The organism is Octadecabacter sp. B2R22, from assembly GCF_018861045.1.
Lineage (GTDB): Bacteria > Pseudomonadota > Alphaproteobacteria > Rhodobacterales > Rhodobacteraceae > Octadecabacter.
This window is the reverse complement of the sequence record NZ_JAHKQJ010000007.1, coordinates 1,207,974-1,224,013: the sequence shown is the minus strand read 5'-3', so window position 1 is coordinate 1,224,013 and position 16,040 is coordinate 1,207,974. Positions and strand designations below refer to the sequence as shown.

Below are 16,040 nucleotides of genomic sequence, written 5' to 3'. Positions count from 1 at the left end.
TCTAGCCCTTCAGATACATCTGGCGTGGCCTGTCACAGAAACACTGCGCTGGGCCATCTTCGGTGATCAAAATGGACTCTGTGATTTCCAGCCCCCAGTCGTCCATCCACAACCCCGGCATAAAATGGAACGTCATGCCTGCTTGCAGGATTGTTTCGTCTGCCTCGCGCAGTGAGATCGTACGCTCCCCCCAATCGGGCGGGTAGCTAAGGCCGATTGGGTAGCCACATCGCGCACTGCGTTCGATGCCAGCGCGTTCAAGGGGCACGGCAAGGGCCGTCGCGATATCGCAAGCGCGATTGCCAGCGCGGGCGGCGTTTAATCCTGCGTCCAACCCTTCGACAAGCGCCGCCTCGGCCCGTTTCAAAAAGTCGGGCGGCGTGCCCAGAAAGACGGATCGGCAAAACGGGATGTGATAGCGGCGGTAACAGCCTGCGAGTTCAAAGAAGGTTCCTTGCCCTTGCTTAAAGGTGTCGCCGTTCCACGTCAGGTGAGGGGCGGCGGCGTCGCTCCCCGATGGCAACAACGGCACAATCGCAGGGTAGTCGCCCCAGTCATCGCCAACCCCGCGGATCACATCGCCGTAGATATCTGCAACCAGATCATTTTTACGCAGGCCCGGTTCAATTCGCTCAATCACGCCGTCCATCACGGCCTCTGCGATGCGCGCGGCTTTGTGCATATAGACCAACTCTTCGTCGGATTTGATGCCGCGTTGCCAATTCACAAGGGCGGTTGCGTCGATGATTTGGGCGCTGGGCAATTCAGCAAGCAATGTGGTGTAGGCCTTGGCTGAGAAATAGTAGTTGTCCATCTCCACACCAAGACGCGCAGCCCCATGACCGATGTCTTTCAGGATGCGTGACAGGTCCTGCATGGGATGACGGGTGCTGGATTGCACAAAAGTATCGTCATACCCCAAGACGCGGTCGTTCCCCATCCAGACTGTACGCACTGCGCCGTTGGCATCCTGATTGCGGCCCCACCAGATCGGGTCGCCGTCCTGTAACACGATCACGCCTTGATGGACATAAAAGGACCACCCGTCATACCCGGTAATCCACGCCATATTGGACGGGTCTTCGACAAACAAAACGTCAATGCCTGCCGTAGTCATCGCAGAGCGCACAAGCGCCAAGCGGCGCGCATATTCCTTGTCGCTGAAGGCGGGGTTTGGGTTTGTCATTCAAGCACTCCTCAGCAGGTTTTGCAGCCTCAGGTTAGGTCGCCCAGCGGGTTATTTCTACGAGTTGGCGACATTGAGGGGGCGTTTTTGAACTATCTCCCGCAACCGAAAGCAGTGCATAGACTGATTCTCAACTCCACCGCGGTATTTGATCACATTTCCACAAAGTGCTGAAATTGGCCGCACAATTCACGGTTAAACGGCGTGTCGGCAGCCTTTCGGACTTGTTCTTGGGAATCCACTTGCAGGTCTGACGTGCGATGGGTTTACTTGCGACAACGAAGAGTGGGGAACCCACCGCGTGATAGATAGGGAGCCCAAGTTGGCTGATACACAACGAGACGACGCGTTTGTCGAATTCGAGAGAGTTCAAAAAAGTTACGACGGTGAAATCCTTGTCGTAAAAGATTTGAACCTTGCACTGCCTAAGGGCGAATTTCTGACTATGCTTGGGCCGTCTGGGTCCGGCAAGACCACTTGCCTGATGATGCTGGCCGGTTTTGAAACCGCCACTCACGGCGATATTCGCCTGAATGGTGAATCGATCAACAACATCCCACCGCACAAGCGCGGTATTGGTATGGTGTTTCAGAACTACGCGTTGTTCCCACATATGACGATCGCCGAAAACCTGTCTTTCCCGTTGGAAGTTCGCAAAATCAGCAAATCCGATCGCGAAGCAAAAGTGAAACGCGCGCTCGACATGGTCGAGATGGGCGATTTCGGTGGCCGACGTCCGGCGCAGCTTTCGGGTGGTCAGCAGCAACGTGTGGCATTGGCCCGTGCGCTGGTTTTCGAACCTGAGTTGGTCTTGATGGATGAACCTCTTGGCGCGCTGGATAAGCAGCTGCGTGAGAAGATGCAGTTCGAGATTACTGATTTGGCGCATAACCTTGGTATTACGACGGTTTACGTGACGCACGACCAAACCGAAGCCTTGACGATGTCCGATCGTGTCGCCGTCTTTGATGATGGCCGTATCCAGCAACTGGCGCCGCCGGATGAGCTTTATGAGCAGCCGCAAAACAGCTTCGTTGCCCAGTTCATCGGTGAGAACAATACGCTCGTGGGCGTTGTTACCAAGATTAAGGGTGACACCTGCGAAGTGAAGCTGGATAGCGGAGAGATCATCGACGCTAAGCCCGTGAATGTAGGCGCTGTTGGCGACCGCACCACTGTTTCTATCCGCCCAGAGCGCGTGGAGATTGATCCAGAACTTGGGCCGGATGCGCATACGCTTAGCGCTGAGGTGCTTGAGTTTATCTATATGGGCGACACGTTCCGCACGCGCCTTCGCGTGGCAGGCAACAGCGACTTTATCGTTAAGACGCGCAACCGTGCCGACCAGCGGCGCTATGCGCGTGGAGACACAGTGAAAATTGGCTGGCTCCCCCAAGATTGCCGCGCTTTGGACGCTTAAGCGTTTAGGGTTCGCAGAATAGGCTGTGCCAAGCTCGGTGCGCGCGGCCTGATCGTAAGAATAGTCCGAGTAAAACATGGAGACTTCTAATGAAACTCACGAAAACGCTCTTGGCGACAACGGCTCTTGGCCTGTCCGCCGCTTCCGTAATGGCCGACGGCCACATGTCCTCTGACATGACGCTTGTTAGCTGGGGCGGTGCATACCAAGCCTCACAATCAGCTGCGTATTCCGACCCATATGTTGCGATGAACGAAGGCGTGACTGTCACTTGGGACGAGTCCTCTGCTGAAGCCGTGGCAAAGCTGCGCGCGATGAACGAAGCGGGAAGCATCACTTGGGATGTTGTTGACGTTGTTGCTGCTGACGCTCTGCGTCTTTGCGACGAAGGTCTGGCGCTGGAAATCGACGCTGATGAACAACTCGCTCCGGCACCTGATGGCACATCCGCCGAAGACGACTTTGGTGACTTGCTGGTTGGCGACTGCTTTATCCCGCAGATCGTTTATTCCACAACATTTGGCTACCGCACGGACTTGGTTCCTGAAGGCGTAGACGCACCGGATGACATCTGTGACGTTTTCGATCTTGAAACATATCCAGGCATGCGCGCACTTGAAAAGCGTCCTATCAACAACGTTGAATGGGCTTTGCTGTGTGACGGCGTAGCAAAAGAAGACGTATACGACGTTCTGTCCACGGAAGAGGGCCAAGAGCAGGCTCTGGCCAAGCTCGACACCATTCGTGACAGCGTAATCTGGTGGTCTGCCGGTGCTGACACGCCACAGCTTTTGGCTGACGGTGAAGTGTTCATGGGCTCCACATACAACGGTCGTCTGTTTGCTGCGATCGAAGAGCAGGACCAGCCAATCGGTATGATGTGGGACGCGCAAGTATTTGACCTTGATGGTTGGATCATCCCAGCGGGTCTGTCCCCTGAGCGTGAAGCACGCGCACTGGACTTCGTTTACTTCGCAACAGACACACAGCGTCTTGCGGATCAGGCCAAGTACATTTCCTACGGTCCTGCGCGTATGTCGTCTGCACCACTGGTTGGTCAGCACGAAACACTGGGCATCGATATGGCACCACACATGCCAACCGATCCTAACAACGCTGCGAACACGTTCTTGTACAACTACGAGTTCTGGGCTGATTACCGCGACGATATCGACGCGAAATTCCAAGCTTGGTTGGCTCAATAAGCGACCTTTCGGAAGGGGCGTTCGCGCCCCTTCCACCCCATTTGTTTCTAAATTTATCCACCTAAAAACTACCTTCGCGGGGACACTATGAGCGACACAACAGGGTCAGGACCAATGCTTGCAGCTGACGGCACGCCACTTAAGGCGAGCCTCGGGCGGGCGTTGCGCCGCCAAAAAATCAGGGCGTTGGCCCTGATTGCGCCTTTGTTGCTTTTCGTGCTGCTGACTTTTGTCGTGCCGATCGTGTCGATGTTGTTTCGATCCGTCGAAAACCAGATCGTGTCAGGGACATTGCCCGGCACGGTTGTCGCCCTTGAAAGCTGGGACGCTGAAAGTGGGAATATCCCGTCAGAGGACGTATTCCAGAACCTGTTCTTTGACATGTTCAACGCTGCCGAAGCCAAAGAGCACACCAAGCTGGGGACACGCCTGAATTACGAAAACACCGGCCTTGCGTCGATGTTTCGTACATCCGGACGGTCTTTGGATGACGTCGGAGAGGTGTTTCAGGACGCCATCGAAGACGTCGATGATCAATTTGAAGATGGCGCCTTTTGGTTTGCCATGATGAACGGCGCAGGCGGCGAGGACTTGCTACGCGAACGTCGTGAACGCTGGGTTGATTTGACCGGCGATGACATGCGCGGCGACGTGGGTTTTGTGCCCTCTGCCGAGATTGTCGAGCTGCTCCCGACGACCGCAGCCGCCTACACGGACTGGGCAATCTGGACTGTGATTGAAGACGAAGAGGTCGTCGCCGAAGAAGACCCATGGGAAGCGGTCTATGCCGCTTTGGTTGTTGATCTTGAAAACCCCGCCACAGGAACCGCGATTGCTGCCTATGAGGGCGAAGGTGCCCAAGCGCTGCAGGCCATTGCCGCCGCTGAAATGCCAAAGGCCGATTTTACTGCCGCGTTTGCCGATCTAGACGAAGACTGGGTCAAGACGGATGTTTGGACAACGATCGAAGTCTATAGTTCCGCCTACACAACAGGGTACTTTCTGAACTCCGTTGACCGTGAATTGACGCCTGATGGCGTTGATCTGCGCCCTGATAACGAACGCCTTTACATCAAACTGTTTGGCCGCACGATGTGGATGTCCATGATCATCACACTGAGCTGTATTATCTTGGGCTATCCGGTGGCTTGGTTGCTGGCGAACTTGCCAATGAAGTCGGCTAACGTATTGATGATACTTGTGCTTCTGCCATTTTGGACGTCACTTCTTGTGCGGACGTCGGCGTGGAAAGTACTGCTGCAACAGCAAGGTGTGATCAATGAATTGCTGGTCTGGCTTGGCTTTGTGGATGATGCCAACCGCCTCATCTTGATGAACAACTCGACCGGTACGATCATTGCGATGACGCATATCCTGCTGCCGTTCATGATCCTGCCGCTTTATTCAGTTATGAAGACCATAAACCCGACCTATCTGCGCGCGGCTAAATCGCTGGGCGCAACGAATGTCACTGCGTTCCGTCGCGTGTATTTCCCGCAGTCCGTTCCGGGCATCGGGGCAGGGTCGATCCTCGTGTTCATCTTGGCGATTGGGTACTACATCACGCCGGAAATTGTTGGCGGCACCGATGGTGTCTTCATCTCGAACCGGATCGCCTATCATATTTCCAGATCGCTGAACTGGGGCCTTGCGGCCGCGCTCGGGACGATCTTGCTGGTGCTCGTTTTGGCGCTTTACTGGGTCTACGATCAGATCGTCGGCATCGACAACGTGAAATTGGGATAACGACATGAGCATCACGACACCCAACACCCCGCGTTCTGACTTGATGACCTTTACCCTGCCATTGACCGCCTTACTGGCCGCCATGTTCGGCTTTGTGGGTGGTAATATGATTGGCCATCCTTGGTATGGCGCACTGATCGGCGCGGTCATTGGCGCAGCCGTCGCCTTTATCGTTGAAAACAACCTGTCCCGCCGCACCGCCGTGCGTTGGGGGCTGATTGGAGCCTTCGCCGTGGCCGGATTTGTCTTTGGTAACCTTGGAACGGCGATATCTGGTGCCATTGTTGGCGCAGTCCTTGGCTGGGCCGGGTATTGGCTGGCAACGGGCAAATATCGCGCGGGCGTTCCTGTTTATTACACGGCGGGGCAAACGCTTTGGCACAACGCGTTCTTGCTGATTTGCGGGTTCATCTTTTTCTTCCTGATCGCGCCGCTGTTCCCCGTCATGTGGCTCAGCTTTAACGCGCAGGATTTCTTTACCTTCACGCCTGAAATGCTGAACTTTCAGGCCGAGGGCTATAGCCTGAAACACTACCGCGATTTCCTTGGCACCGATGAATGGATGGTGCCGCTAAAGAACTCGCTGATCATTGCACCGATTGCGACGGTCATTTCGGTGTCCCTTGGCACATTGGCCGCTGTGGGCCTCAGCCAAAGCCACGTCCCTGGACGGCGCGCAATGATGGCAATTTTGATTTCCCCTATGATCGTGCCGCTGATCATTTCGGCGACAGGCATGTTCTTTTTCTATGCACCATTGGGCAACTGGCTTGAGGCGACTTTGGGTCTGTCACAGACCTTTGTCGGCTTTGTCAAAGTGATCCTTGCTCATGCGGTCTTGGGAATTCCGTTCGTTATCATCACCGTGACAGCGACTTTAGTTGGCTTTGACAACTCGCTGACCCGTGCGGCGGCGTCGATGGGGTCTGCGCCTTTGCCGACGTTTTTTAAGGTGCAGATGCCACTCATCATGCCGGGTGTTATTTCGGGGGCCTTGTTTGCGTTCATTACGTCGTTTGACGAAGTTGTCGTGGTGTTGTTCGTCGGATCGGCCCAGCAACAGACTTTGCCTTGGCAGATGTTCACGGGACTGCGCGAACAGATTTCACCGACCATTCTGGCGGCTGCGACGGTTCTTGTGGTGATGTCGATCTTGCTTTTGACAACAGTGGAACTCCTGCGTCGCCGCTCTGAGCGGCTGCGCGGGCTAAGCCCCGCGTAATCAGATCCGTTTGGGGTTGGTGACGAGCATGGCTGCCCCCAGTGGCACGGGCTACGGGGTGATAAAGGATGCAATCGCTCAGGTCGCCTAAAGGCGGGCGGTATAACCTTGTATCACGCCTGTTTCCGCAGGATATTCCCGTAACCAATTATCAGTTTTTGCATGCGTTCGCAGAACGATCGAGTAGATTTGCGACCAAAAGAGAAAGAGTATTTCCAATGCTAACAGTTCAAACGCGCCCAATTGAGGGGCAAAAACCTGGCACAAGCGGGCTGCGCAAGAAGACGGCGGTGTTCATGGGGCCGCATTACCTTGAGAACTATGTGCAATCTACGTTTGACGGCATTGGTGGCGTTCAGGGGAAAACCTTGGTCGTCGGTGGGGACGGGCGGTTCTTCAATGATCGCGCTATTCAGGTGATATTGCGGATGGCCGCTGCGAATGGTGCTGTGAAATGTATCGTCGGGCAGGGCGGGATTTTGTCGACGCCAGCCGCGTCCCACCTTATTCGGAAACGTAAGGCGGACGGCGGTTTGATCCTATCAGCGAGCCATAACCCTGGCGGCAAAGATGAAGATTTCGGTCTGAAATACAACGGTCCCAATGGCGGGCCCGCAACAGAGGCCGTCACGGACAAGATCTTTGCGCGCACGTTGGACATTGATGTCTACAAGATCATTGAGAGCGCTGACATCGACATTGATACGCTTGGTGTTACGTCTCTCGGGGCGCTGGAGGTCGAAGTTGTCGATCCCGTTGCGGATTACAAAGAGCTGATGGAGACGCTCTTTGATTTCAACAAGATCGGCGCGTTGTTTTCGGGCGGGTTCACGATGCGGTTTGACGCGATGCATGCGGTGACGGGCCCTTATGCCCACGCGATCCTCGAAGGGGCGTTGGGGGCGGCCAAAGGCACAGTGATGAACGGCACGCCGAGCCCTGACTTTGGCGGCGGCCACCCCGACCCGAACCCGATTTGGGCCAAAGATCTGATGAACATTATGCATGGTCCAGACGCACCAGATTTCGGGGCTGCGTCTGATGGCGATGGCGACCGCAATATGATTGTGGGCCGCAACGCTTATGTAACGCCGTCTGACAGTCTCGCGGTTCTTACGGCCAAGGCACATCTAGCACCGGCCTATAGTGGCGGGTTGGCGGGCGTGGCGCGGTCTATGCCGACGTCGCGTGCGGTTGATCGGGTCGCGGATAGTCTTGGCATCAAATGCTATGAAACGCCGACGGGCTGGAAGTTCTTTGGCAATCTTTTGGATGCAGGGTTGGTGACGCTCTGTGGTGAAGAAAGTGCGGGCACGGGATCGGACCATGTTCGTGAAAAGGATGGGCTTTGGGCGGTTCTGTTGTGGCTGAATATCCTTGCAGAAACGGGGCTGTCTGTGGCCGAAACTCTGGATGACCTTTGGGCCACTCATGGACGGTGCTATTATTCGCGCCACGACTATGAAGCTGTGGACAGCGACAAAGCTGGGGCCATGATGTCGGCGTTACGCGATCAGCTGCCCTCGCTGGCGGGAACGTCAGTGGGCGGGACGACAGTCGAGGCCGCGGATGAGTTTTCCTATGATGATCCGGTGGATCAATCCCATTCCGCAGGGCAGGGCATTCGTATTGCGTTCAAAGGCGGCGGGCGTGCTGTCTTCCGTCTGTCAGGAACAGGGACGGAAGGCGCGACCATCCGCATTTATCTGGAACACCTGCAAACAGATGCCAGTAAGCTGCATATGAAGCCCGAGGATGCCTTGGCCGACGTCTGCACTGCTGCGCGCGAGGTCTCTGACCTAACGGCGCTCACAGGACGGGTTGATCCGGACGTGATTACCTAGCGCCAGTCTGGCAAACCGCTAATTGTCCGGGTTGCCTTGGTTCAGGGGGGTAAATCGCCCGTCATCGAACTCCGCCTTGGAACGGACCCAAATGGTGCCGACGGCATCATCATAAATGGCAACGGCGGACATGTCCGCTTCAAATGTTCCGTAGCTCAAAAGCCGGTAAAGCCCGCCTTTACGATGTTTGTGTGTCGGCTGCCATCCGGCCCGCGCAAGAGGCGAAGCTTGCGTTGGTGAGTCTTCGGCGGGTGCTTTGCGGCGAAACATTTATTAGGTCCCCTTCACGTGGACAAAATCGAACCAGTAATGGCGTTGGGGCGGTATGTCGTGCACCCTTTGCAATGCGTATCATAGGCCGACTTATAGACATCTTTGAAGGTTTCGAACGGGATATCTTCCGGGCAGTTTACCGTTTTCGAAATACCGCTATCGACCCATTTCTGCGCCGCCGCCTGCATTGCCACGTGATCTTCGGGTGTGAGGTCCGCAGCCGTGGTGAACGTCTCTGGCAGATCCGCGTTTTCGCCAAAGAGGTTGTTAAATTGCAGAGCCGCGAAATCCATGACCCTTTCCGTTGTTGTAATGCCATTTGCAGCGTTCACCCGCCGTGTGTAGGCGGTGGAAAAGATCGGCTCGATCCCGGATGACACGTTTCCAGCCAGCATTGAAATCGTCCCCGTCGGCGCGATGGTCGTCAAAGTGCCATTGCGCAAACCATAACGAGACACCTTGGCGCGGACGGACTCGTCCAGTGATTTGACGCTCTTGGTTTCAAGGTGACGTTCGGCATTGTAAGCTGGAAAAGCGCCACGTTCTTTGGCCAGCTCCGCAGATGCAAGGTAGGCCGTGTTCTGAATGGTTTGCATCCAATTTCCCAGCAATTGCACAGCGTTCTCTGATCCGTATCTGACGCCGAGCATCGCTATTGCATTCGCAACACCTGTTACACCGAGCCCGATGCGACGTTGTTCTTGGGCTTTCAGGCGCTGTGCTTCTAATGGGAAGCGCGACACATCCAAGGTGTTGTCCAGCATCCGTACCGCAATCGCCACGAGGCGCCTCATCTCAGCAGTGTCGAGTGACGCCGATTTCGAGAATGGAGCCCTGACCAATTGCGCGAGGTTAATCGATGCGAGCGGGCAAGTCCCGTTAGGCGGAAGCGGCTGTTCAGCACAAGAATTGGTCGCGGAAATCGTTTCAAGATACGCCAATGGATTGGCGTCATTGATCCGGTCGATGAACAGCACCCCGGGTTCCGCCGCACGATAGGTCATTTTCATGATCGCGTTCCAAAGATCCTGCGCCTTCAGGGTGCGAAGAACCGATCCGTTCCACGTCAGGTTCCAATCGCGATTGGTTTCAACCGCATTCATGAAGTCATCGGTTATCAAAACAGATAGGTTGAAATTACGCATGCGGCTGCGGTCGGACTTGGCGAAGATGAACGCCTCGATGTCGGGATGATCGCACCGCATCGTCGCCATCATCGCACCGCGCCCCATGCCTTTAACGAGCATTTTGCAGGTGGTGTCGAAAATATCCATCGCTGCAAGCGGACCTGCCGCTGGGCAATCCAAACCGGCGACACGCATTCCAGAGGGGCGCAAAGTAGAGAAATCAAATCCAATTCCGCCACCCATTTGCATGGTTAATGCCGCATCTTTCAAGGTATCCATAATTCCGGACACGGAATCCGGGACGGTTCGCATTACGAATGTATTTGAAAGCGTCACATTCCGTTCGGTCCCGCAGCCGGCCAATATTCTGCCCGCCGGAAGAATTTTGAAACCTTTCATGGCTTCATAAAAAAGCGTCCGTATTCTGTCTCGCTCGCCCGGCGCCTCGGCTGAGCTGAGTCCATTGGCAACACGTTTCCATGTGTCGGTTAAATTGGCGTCGACAATCTGCCCACCGCGCACGTACCGATATTTTTGGTCCCATATTTGTGCAGCTATGGGTTGTTCGAAGTCTAGCACAGGCGCAGCTGCCATGCTTAGGTCGTTCATAGTTTTTCTACCCCAAGTCTTGTAAATACTAACATTATATTAGTGAACTGTGTTAAGTAAGTATTAACCTTAAGGTTGTGATAGAGTTGAAGTGGTGAAAATTTCCCGTCGCTGATTTTTTTGACGGTTCTGGCATTTTTGCTGCGCCTTTGGGCGGCCTGCGGTTAGGCTCGTCTTAACAACACATCGGTAGTTAGATGGTAAATGAATCTAATTCAGGAGTGTAACATGGTGACTTTATATGCGTGTGAGGGGTCCGGAAACTGTATGAAACCTTGGCTTGCAATGATTCAATTGGACCAAGAATTTGAAGTGAAACTCATTGACGTTTTAAATGGCGAACAAAAGCGGCCCGATTTCCTTGAATTGAATCCGTTGGGGGTGGTCCCTTTTCTTGAATATAGCAAAGACATCAGGCTCGGCGAGAGTAACGCAATGCTGTGGTTCTTGGCCGAGGGAACCCACCTGATGCCTGATGCTGCGGCCGAAAGGGCCGAAGCATTGCAATGGATGTTCTTTGAACAATCCAAGCTTGAGCCCTTTATTTCACCAGCTCGTTTTTACTCTTTCATCCTTCCAGAGCAGCGCGAAGCACATATCGATGAAATTTCACAGTGGTTGGACAGGGCACGCCCTGGTCTTGAACGCTTGGACGCGCACCTCGGATCGCGTCGCTTCATGTTACAATCCGGCTATTCCGTCACGGACATTGCGATTTTTGGTTACGTGCATGTTTTGAACGAAGCAGGAATTGATCCCGCTGATTACCCTATGATCGAACGTTGGATTGAGGACGTAACGCTCACGGATAAATTTCAACCTCTCCAAAACCTGGGCATGTCAAATGCCAAGGCTGCATAGACCAACTTACAAAGGCGTCTGTTCCAATTGACCAAAGTTAGCTCACTGACAACGAAACTGAACCAACAGCGGGATGACCCGTTTCAGGATTTCGTTCCATTCGACCTAGCACAACGGCTTGACGCAGCCGTGTGGATTTTCGACATCGATAACTCGTGCATCGCCAGCGCGAATGACGCGGCCTGCCGTCTTTGGCGTGCCTCTAGCGAAGAAGAGCTGACAGCGCGGGACCTTTCGCGCGATATGTCGAGTACGGTTGCGAAACGCCTGTTGCAGTATCAGGCTGATTTCAAAGCGAGCGACACGACCTTTACCGAGCTTTGGACCCTTTACCCGAGCGGTAAACCCGAAAGCGTAATGGTCGTTTATAGCGGCTACCGACTGGAAGATGGCCGCATGGCCATGATGTGCGAAGCTTTGGGCCGGGCCGAAGACCAACCCGATAACTTGCGCAGCGCAGAAGCGCTGTTGCACACCGACGTCATGATCACGTTGTTCAGTCGGGACGGACCACCGCTGTATTTGAACCCCGCAGCCCGCAACGCGTTTGCAAGTCCTGTCGTGGATTTTGCCCGCCTGTTCGTGGAACCGACCGACTGTGATGAACTGCTGGATCAGATGGAACGTTTGGGCGAATACCGCCTTGTTGCGCGGATGAATACAGCACGCGGTAAACGATGGTATGACGTTTCGGCCAAGAAATGTTCGGATGCAGTCACAGGTCAACCTGCAATTCTAATAACCGCAATTGACGTTAGCGAACTCAAAGAAGCCCGCGACACAGCGCGGCATTTGGCGGACAGGGACCAGCTTACGAACCTTCACAACCGCGCATTTCTTCAGAACCACCTTTCGACTTTGTACCGCGTGAGGCCGGACACGCCATGTGCTTTGGTCTTCTTTGACGTTGACCGTTTTAAGCTTATCAACGACCGCTACGGCCATGAGGCAGGGGACACAGTCCTCAAGCAAATCGCATTGCGCACCCGAGCGACACTGAGGTCTCAAGACATGATTGCGCGTCTCGGCGGCGATGAATTTGTCGTTTTGATCGAAGATGTGCGCGACCGTGCCAGCTTGGAGGCTCAGATATCGCGGCTTCGCTTAGCAATCTCCCGGCCCATTTTGCACAATAAGACCCGTATCGATGCTCGGATCAGTGTCGGTGTGGCGTCGTTCTTCCCGCGAAAAGGCGACCAAAGCGATGTGCTGCGCGAGGCCGACATTGCCCTATACGCGTCCAAGCAAAGCGGTCGCGATAAGGTGACGTACTTCACGCCTGAGATGGGCATTGCCGCCAAGGCCCGTGACCGCCTTGAGATCGAATTGAGACATGCTGTCGAGAACCAGGAATTCGTTCTTTATTACCAGCCTCGCCTTGATATCGAAACTGGCAAAATCACCGGTGCCGAGGGACTTGCCCGTTGGATGCATCCTGAACGCGGTGTTCTACTTCCGGATAGTTTCATACCGATTTGCGAAGAAACCGGATTGATCGAAGAAGTTGGGCGCTTGGTCCTCGAACTGGGGTGCAAGCAGGCCATTGAATGGGCGCGTCAGGGGCGCGATTTGAGCGTGTCTCTCAACGTATCACCGAGGCAGTTTAGTGACCCCGGATTTATTAACACATTGACGCTGTTGGCCACGGATCCGGATTTCCCGACAGGAAAGATCGAGCTTGAAGTGACCGAAACCGTTCTAATTGGGGATCATGACCTGATTGCTGGCCGCCTGCGCGCCATTACAGCCATGGGGTATCGACTTGCGATTGATGACTTCGGGACGGGCTACTCTAATCTGTCCTACATCTCTCGGTTCCCATTGACGTGCCTTAAGATTGACAGGTCATTCATTTCACAACTTCCTGACACGGGCCCGATCGTTCAATTGATTTTGACGCTCGGTCAGCAGCTTGGCGCGACGGTCGTTTCTGAGGGTGTCGAAACGGCTGAACAGTTGGCGTGGCTCGCCGAACACAATTGTGACGAAGCGCAAGGGTATTACATCACAGCTCCCCTTCCTGTTCCCGAGTTTGAGGCCTTTACGGATAGCGTGCGCATTTTCTAATCTTCATGTTCGCAATGAAGCTGCTTGAGCTAATCTGCGCACTGGACCTTGACGGGGTTCTCATGTCTCTTGTGCCCCTAGCAGGAGATATGAAATGCAACGTAGCCCCGCCGAACTTAGCGATAGAATTGCCCAAGGGCGCGGGGACGACCCCGCCGAACTTGTCCTGCGCGGCGGACGCATTTTTGATGTCATTACCGGAGCTTTCTTAGAGGGTGACGTTGCAATCTGTGGCGATACGATCGTCGGAACCTGCGACAGCTATGACGGCCGCGAGGTGGTCGATGTCACGGGACTAACTCTCGTTCCGGGGTTCATCGACACCCATCTGCATATTGAATCCAGCCTCGTCACTCCGTTCGAGTTTGACCGTTTGGTGACGCCGCTGGGTGTGACGACCGCGATTTGCGATCCCCATGAGATTGCCAATGTTCTGGGCGTCGCAGGCATTCAGTATTTCTTGGATGCGGCGTTGGAAACGGTTCTAGATATCCGCGTGAACCTTAGTTCCTGTGTGCCGTCTACGGATATGGAAACCTCTGGCGCCCGTATTGAAGCGGACGACTTGATTCCGCTGATGGGGCATCCGCAGGTCATCGGGCTGGCCGAAGTCATGAATTACCCCGGTGTGATCCATCAAGACGCAGGTATCATGGCCAAGCTTGAGGCGTTCAAAGGCGGGCACATCGACGGGCATGCGCCTTTGTTGTCAGGGCGCGATCTGAACGCCTACATCGCAGCGGGTATCCGTACTGAACACGAAGCCACCAGCGCTGATGAGGCCCGTGAAAAGCTGCAAAAGGGGCTGCGTGTCCTGATCCGGGAAGGATCGGTTTCAAAGGACCTTGATGCGCTGTTGCCTTTGCTGGACGAACGCACGGCAAGCTATATGTGTTTGTGCACAGATGATCGAAATCCCTTGGATATCGGCGAACATGGCCACCTTGATTACCTTATCAGGACGGCTGTCGCGCGCGGGGTTTCGCCTGTTGCCGCGTATCGCGCAGCCTCTCTTTCGGCGGCAGAGGCATTTGGCCTAAAAGATAGGGGACTCATTGCGCCAGGGCAGAGGGCTGACATTGTGGCGCTCGGAAGCCTAGAAGACTGCGACGCGCAGCTGACGTTGTGTGGTGGTGTCCACGCCGCAGAGGCCGCGTTTAACGCTCGCAAGATTACGCCAGTGATTGGTCGCCAATCCGTAAAAGCGCCCAAGGTATCGGCTAGCGATTTTCGCACCACATCCAACCGCAGCGAAACCGATGTGATCGGCGTGATCCCCGGTAAAATCATCACCGACCACCTGCATGAGGTGATCGAGCCAAAGAATGGCGACAAACAGCCTAATACTCAGCGTGATCTGGTCAAGATCGCGGTGATTGAACGTCACGGAATCAACGGCAATATCGCAACGGGCTTCGTCAAAGGGTTTGGCCTGAAAACAGGGGCCATCGCGTCGACTGTTTGTCATGACCATCACAACATCGCCTGCGTTGGGGCGGATTATGATGACATGGCGCTGGCCTGCAATCGGATGACAGACCTTGAGGGCGGTTTTGTCGTCGCCTCGGGCGGTGAAATTGTGGCGGAACTTGCCTTGCCTGTGGCTGGGCTTATGTCTCTGAAACCGTTCGAAGATGTGCGCGCCAGCCTTGAAACGTTACGGGATGCAGCGCGTGCGCTGGGTGTGACCTTAGAAGAGCCATTCTTGCAGCTCGCGTTTTTAGCGTTGCCTGTGATCCCGATGTTGAAGATCACGGATCGCGGCATGGTCGACGTCGCAAAATTTGAGATAATCAGCTAGGGTCAAAGCCCTGCAATGTTCCATCCGCAAGCAGTGTCACCGTCGCAGGAAGGCCGCGATCCAAGACGGCTTGGGCGTTGGGAATGTCATTTGACGTCGCGCGCCGTGTTGCCGCCGCAGAGCTGAGACCATGACCCAACCAACGTTGGATGAGCCGCGCGCGAAGATCGGGCATCGGGACGTCCAGACGCACCGACAGGGTCCATAGCGGCGCAAGGTTGAACCATGGCGCATCATCAAACAGTAGATAGTTGCCTTCAACGATCACCACTTCGGCGCTGGCCGGCACAATCCGAGCCCCCGCAATCGAGATGTCGCGAGAGCGATCAAACAAAGGCACGGCAACATCGACGCGTTCTTTCAGGCGGCGCACCATATGCACGAACCCAGCCCCATCAAAGGTCTGGGGCGCGCCTTTGCGGGACAGTTCGCCCATTTCGACTAGCACGGCGTTGTCCAGATGAAACCCGTCCATCGGGACCACGGATGTCTCGCATTTTTGATCGTTGAGACGCCGTGCAAGTTCGCTGGCCAAGGTCGTTTTGCCGCTTGCCGGTGGGCCTGAAATAGCAGCCAATACCCGTGCCGGACCCTCTCGCAAAGGTTGGATCAGATCGGACAACGCGTTCACCTGTGGCGTCAGGTCAATCATAGAGGGCTCCTTTGGCACAAGGGATGC

12 protein-coding genes are annotated in these 16,040 nt (G+C 54.9%); 8 read left to right on the top strand and 4 right to left on the bottom strand.

All coding sequences use genetic code 11. The features are described 5' to 3' along the window. Position 1: 1 nt before the first annotated feature. The gene (locus tag KO486_RS11530; protein ID WP_216037369.1) at positions 2-1,186 is read right to left on the bottom strand and encodes a M24 family metallopeptidase; all 1,185 of its coding nucleotides are present in this window, start codon (positions 1,184-1,186) and stop codon (positions 2-4) included. Between the two features lie 322 nt (positions 1,187-1,508). Between KO486_RS11530 and KO486_RS11525 the strand changes: the two genes are divergently transcribed. From KO486_RS11525 to KO486_RS11505, 5 genes are all read left to right on the top strand, one after another. Continuing rightward, positions 1,509-2,606 carry an ABC transporter ATP-binding protein gene (locus KO486_RS11525; RefSeq protein ID WP_216037368.1) on the top strand — a complete coding sequence of 366 codons (1,098 nt, stop codon included), beginning with the start codon at positions 1,509-1,511 and terminating at the stop codon, positions 2,604-2,606. Positions 2,607-2,695: 89 nt separating this feature from the next. Continuing rightward, positions 2,696-3,811, top strand: coding sequence for an extracellular solute-binding protein (locus tag KO486_RS11520; protein WP_216037367.1), 1,116 nt, complete (start codon positions 2,696-2,698; stop codon positions 3,809-3,811). Between the two features lie 87 nt (positions 3,812-3,898). Continuing rightward, on the top strand, positions 3,899-5,557 hold the full coding sequence (locus KO486_RS11515; protein ID WP_216037366.1) for an ABC transporter permease: 1,659 nt from the start codon (positions 3,899-3,901) through the stop codon (positions 5,555-5,557). Between the two features lie 4 nt (positions 5,558-5,561). Then, positions 5,562-6,779 carry an ABC transporter permease gene (locus KO486_RS11510; RefSeq protein WP_216037365.1) on the top strand — a complete coding sequence of 406 codons (1,218 nt, stop codon included), beginning with the start codon at positions 5,562-5,564 and terminating at the stop codon, positions 6,777-6,779. A gap of 218 nt (positions 6,780-6,997) precedes the next feature. After that, entirely contained in the window at positions 6,998-8,623 is a 1,626-nt protein-coding gene (locus KO486_RS11505; protein WP_216037364.1) for an alpha-D-glucose phosphate-specific phosphoglucomutase, read from the top strand. Between the two features lie 18 nt (positions 8,624-8,641). On the opposite strand, the gene KO486_RS11500 is transcribed toward KO486_RS11505, so the two are convergent. Together KO486_RS11500 and KO486_RS11495 are read right to left on the bottom strand one after the other, a co-directional pair. Next, on the bottom strand, positions 8,642-8,893 hold the full coding sequence (locus tag KO486_RS11500; RefSeq protein ID WP_216037363.1) for a hypothetical protein: 252 nt from the start codon (positions 8,891-8,893) through the stop codon (positions 8,642-8,644). 14 nt (positions 8,894-8,907) lie between these two features. Beyond that, on the bottom strand, positions 8,908-10,617 hold the full coding sequence (locus KO486_RS11495) for an adenosylcobalamin-dependent ribonucleoside-diphosphate reductase (RefSeq protein ID WP_216037574.1): 1,710 nt from the start codon (positions 10,615-10,617) through the stop codon (positions 8,908-8,910). A 219-nt stretch (positions 10,618-10,836) separates the two neighbouring features. Between KO486_RS11495 and KO486_RS11490 the strand changes: the two genes are divergently transcribed. The 3 genes from KO486_RS11490 to ade all read left to right on the top strand — a co-directional run bounded on the left by KO486_RS11490 (position 10,837) and on the right by ade (position 15,361). Beyond that, complete coding sequence (locus KO486_RS11490; RefSeq protein ID WP_354667494.1) at positions 10,837-11,493, top strand: glutathione S-transferase family protein; 657 nt, start codon at positions 10,837-10,839, stop codon at positions 11,491-11,493. 27 nt (positions 11,494-11,520) lie between these two features. Continuing rightward, a complete protein-coding gene (locus KO486_RS11485; RefSeq protein WP_252734652.1) occupies positions 11,521-13,560 on the top strand; it encodes an EAL domain-containing protein in 2,040 nt (679 codons plus the stop codon). Positions 13,561-13,654: 94 nt separating this feature from the next. Further along, complete coding sequence (ade, locus tag KO486_RS11480) at positions 13,655-15,361, top strand: adenine deaminase (protein WP_216037361.1); 1,707 nt, start codon at positions 13,655-13,657, stop codon at positions 15,359-15,361. On the opposite strand, the gene KO486_RS11475 is transcribed toward ade, so the two are convergent. Then, on the bottom strand, positions 15,354-16,013 hold the full coding sequence (locus KO486_RS11475; protein WP_216037360.1) for a sugar transporter: 660 nt from the start codon (positions 16,011-16,013) through the stop codon (positions 15,354-15,356). The two genes, ade and KO486_RS11475, sit on opposite strands and share 8 nt — an antisense overlap. Positions 16,014-16,040 lie beyond the last annotated feature (27 nt).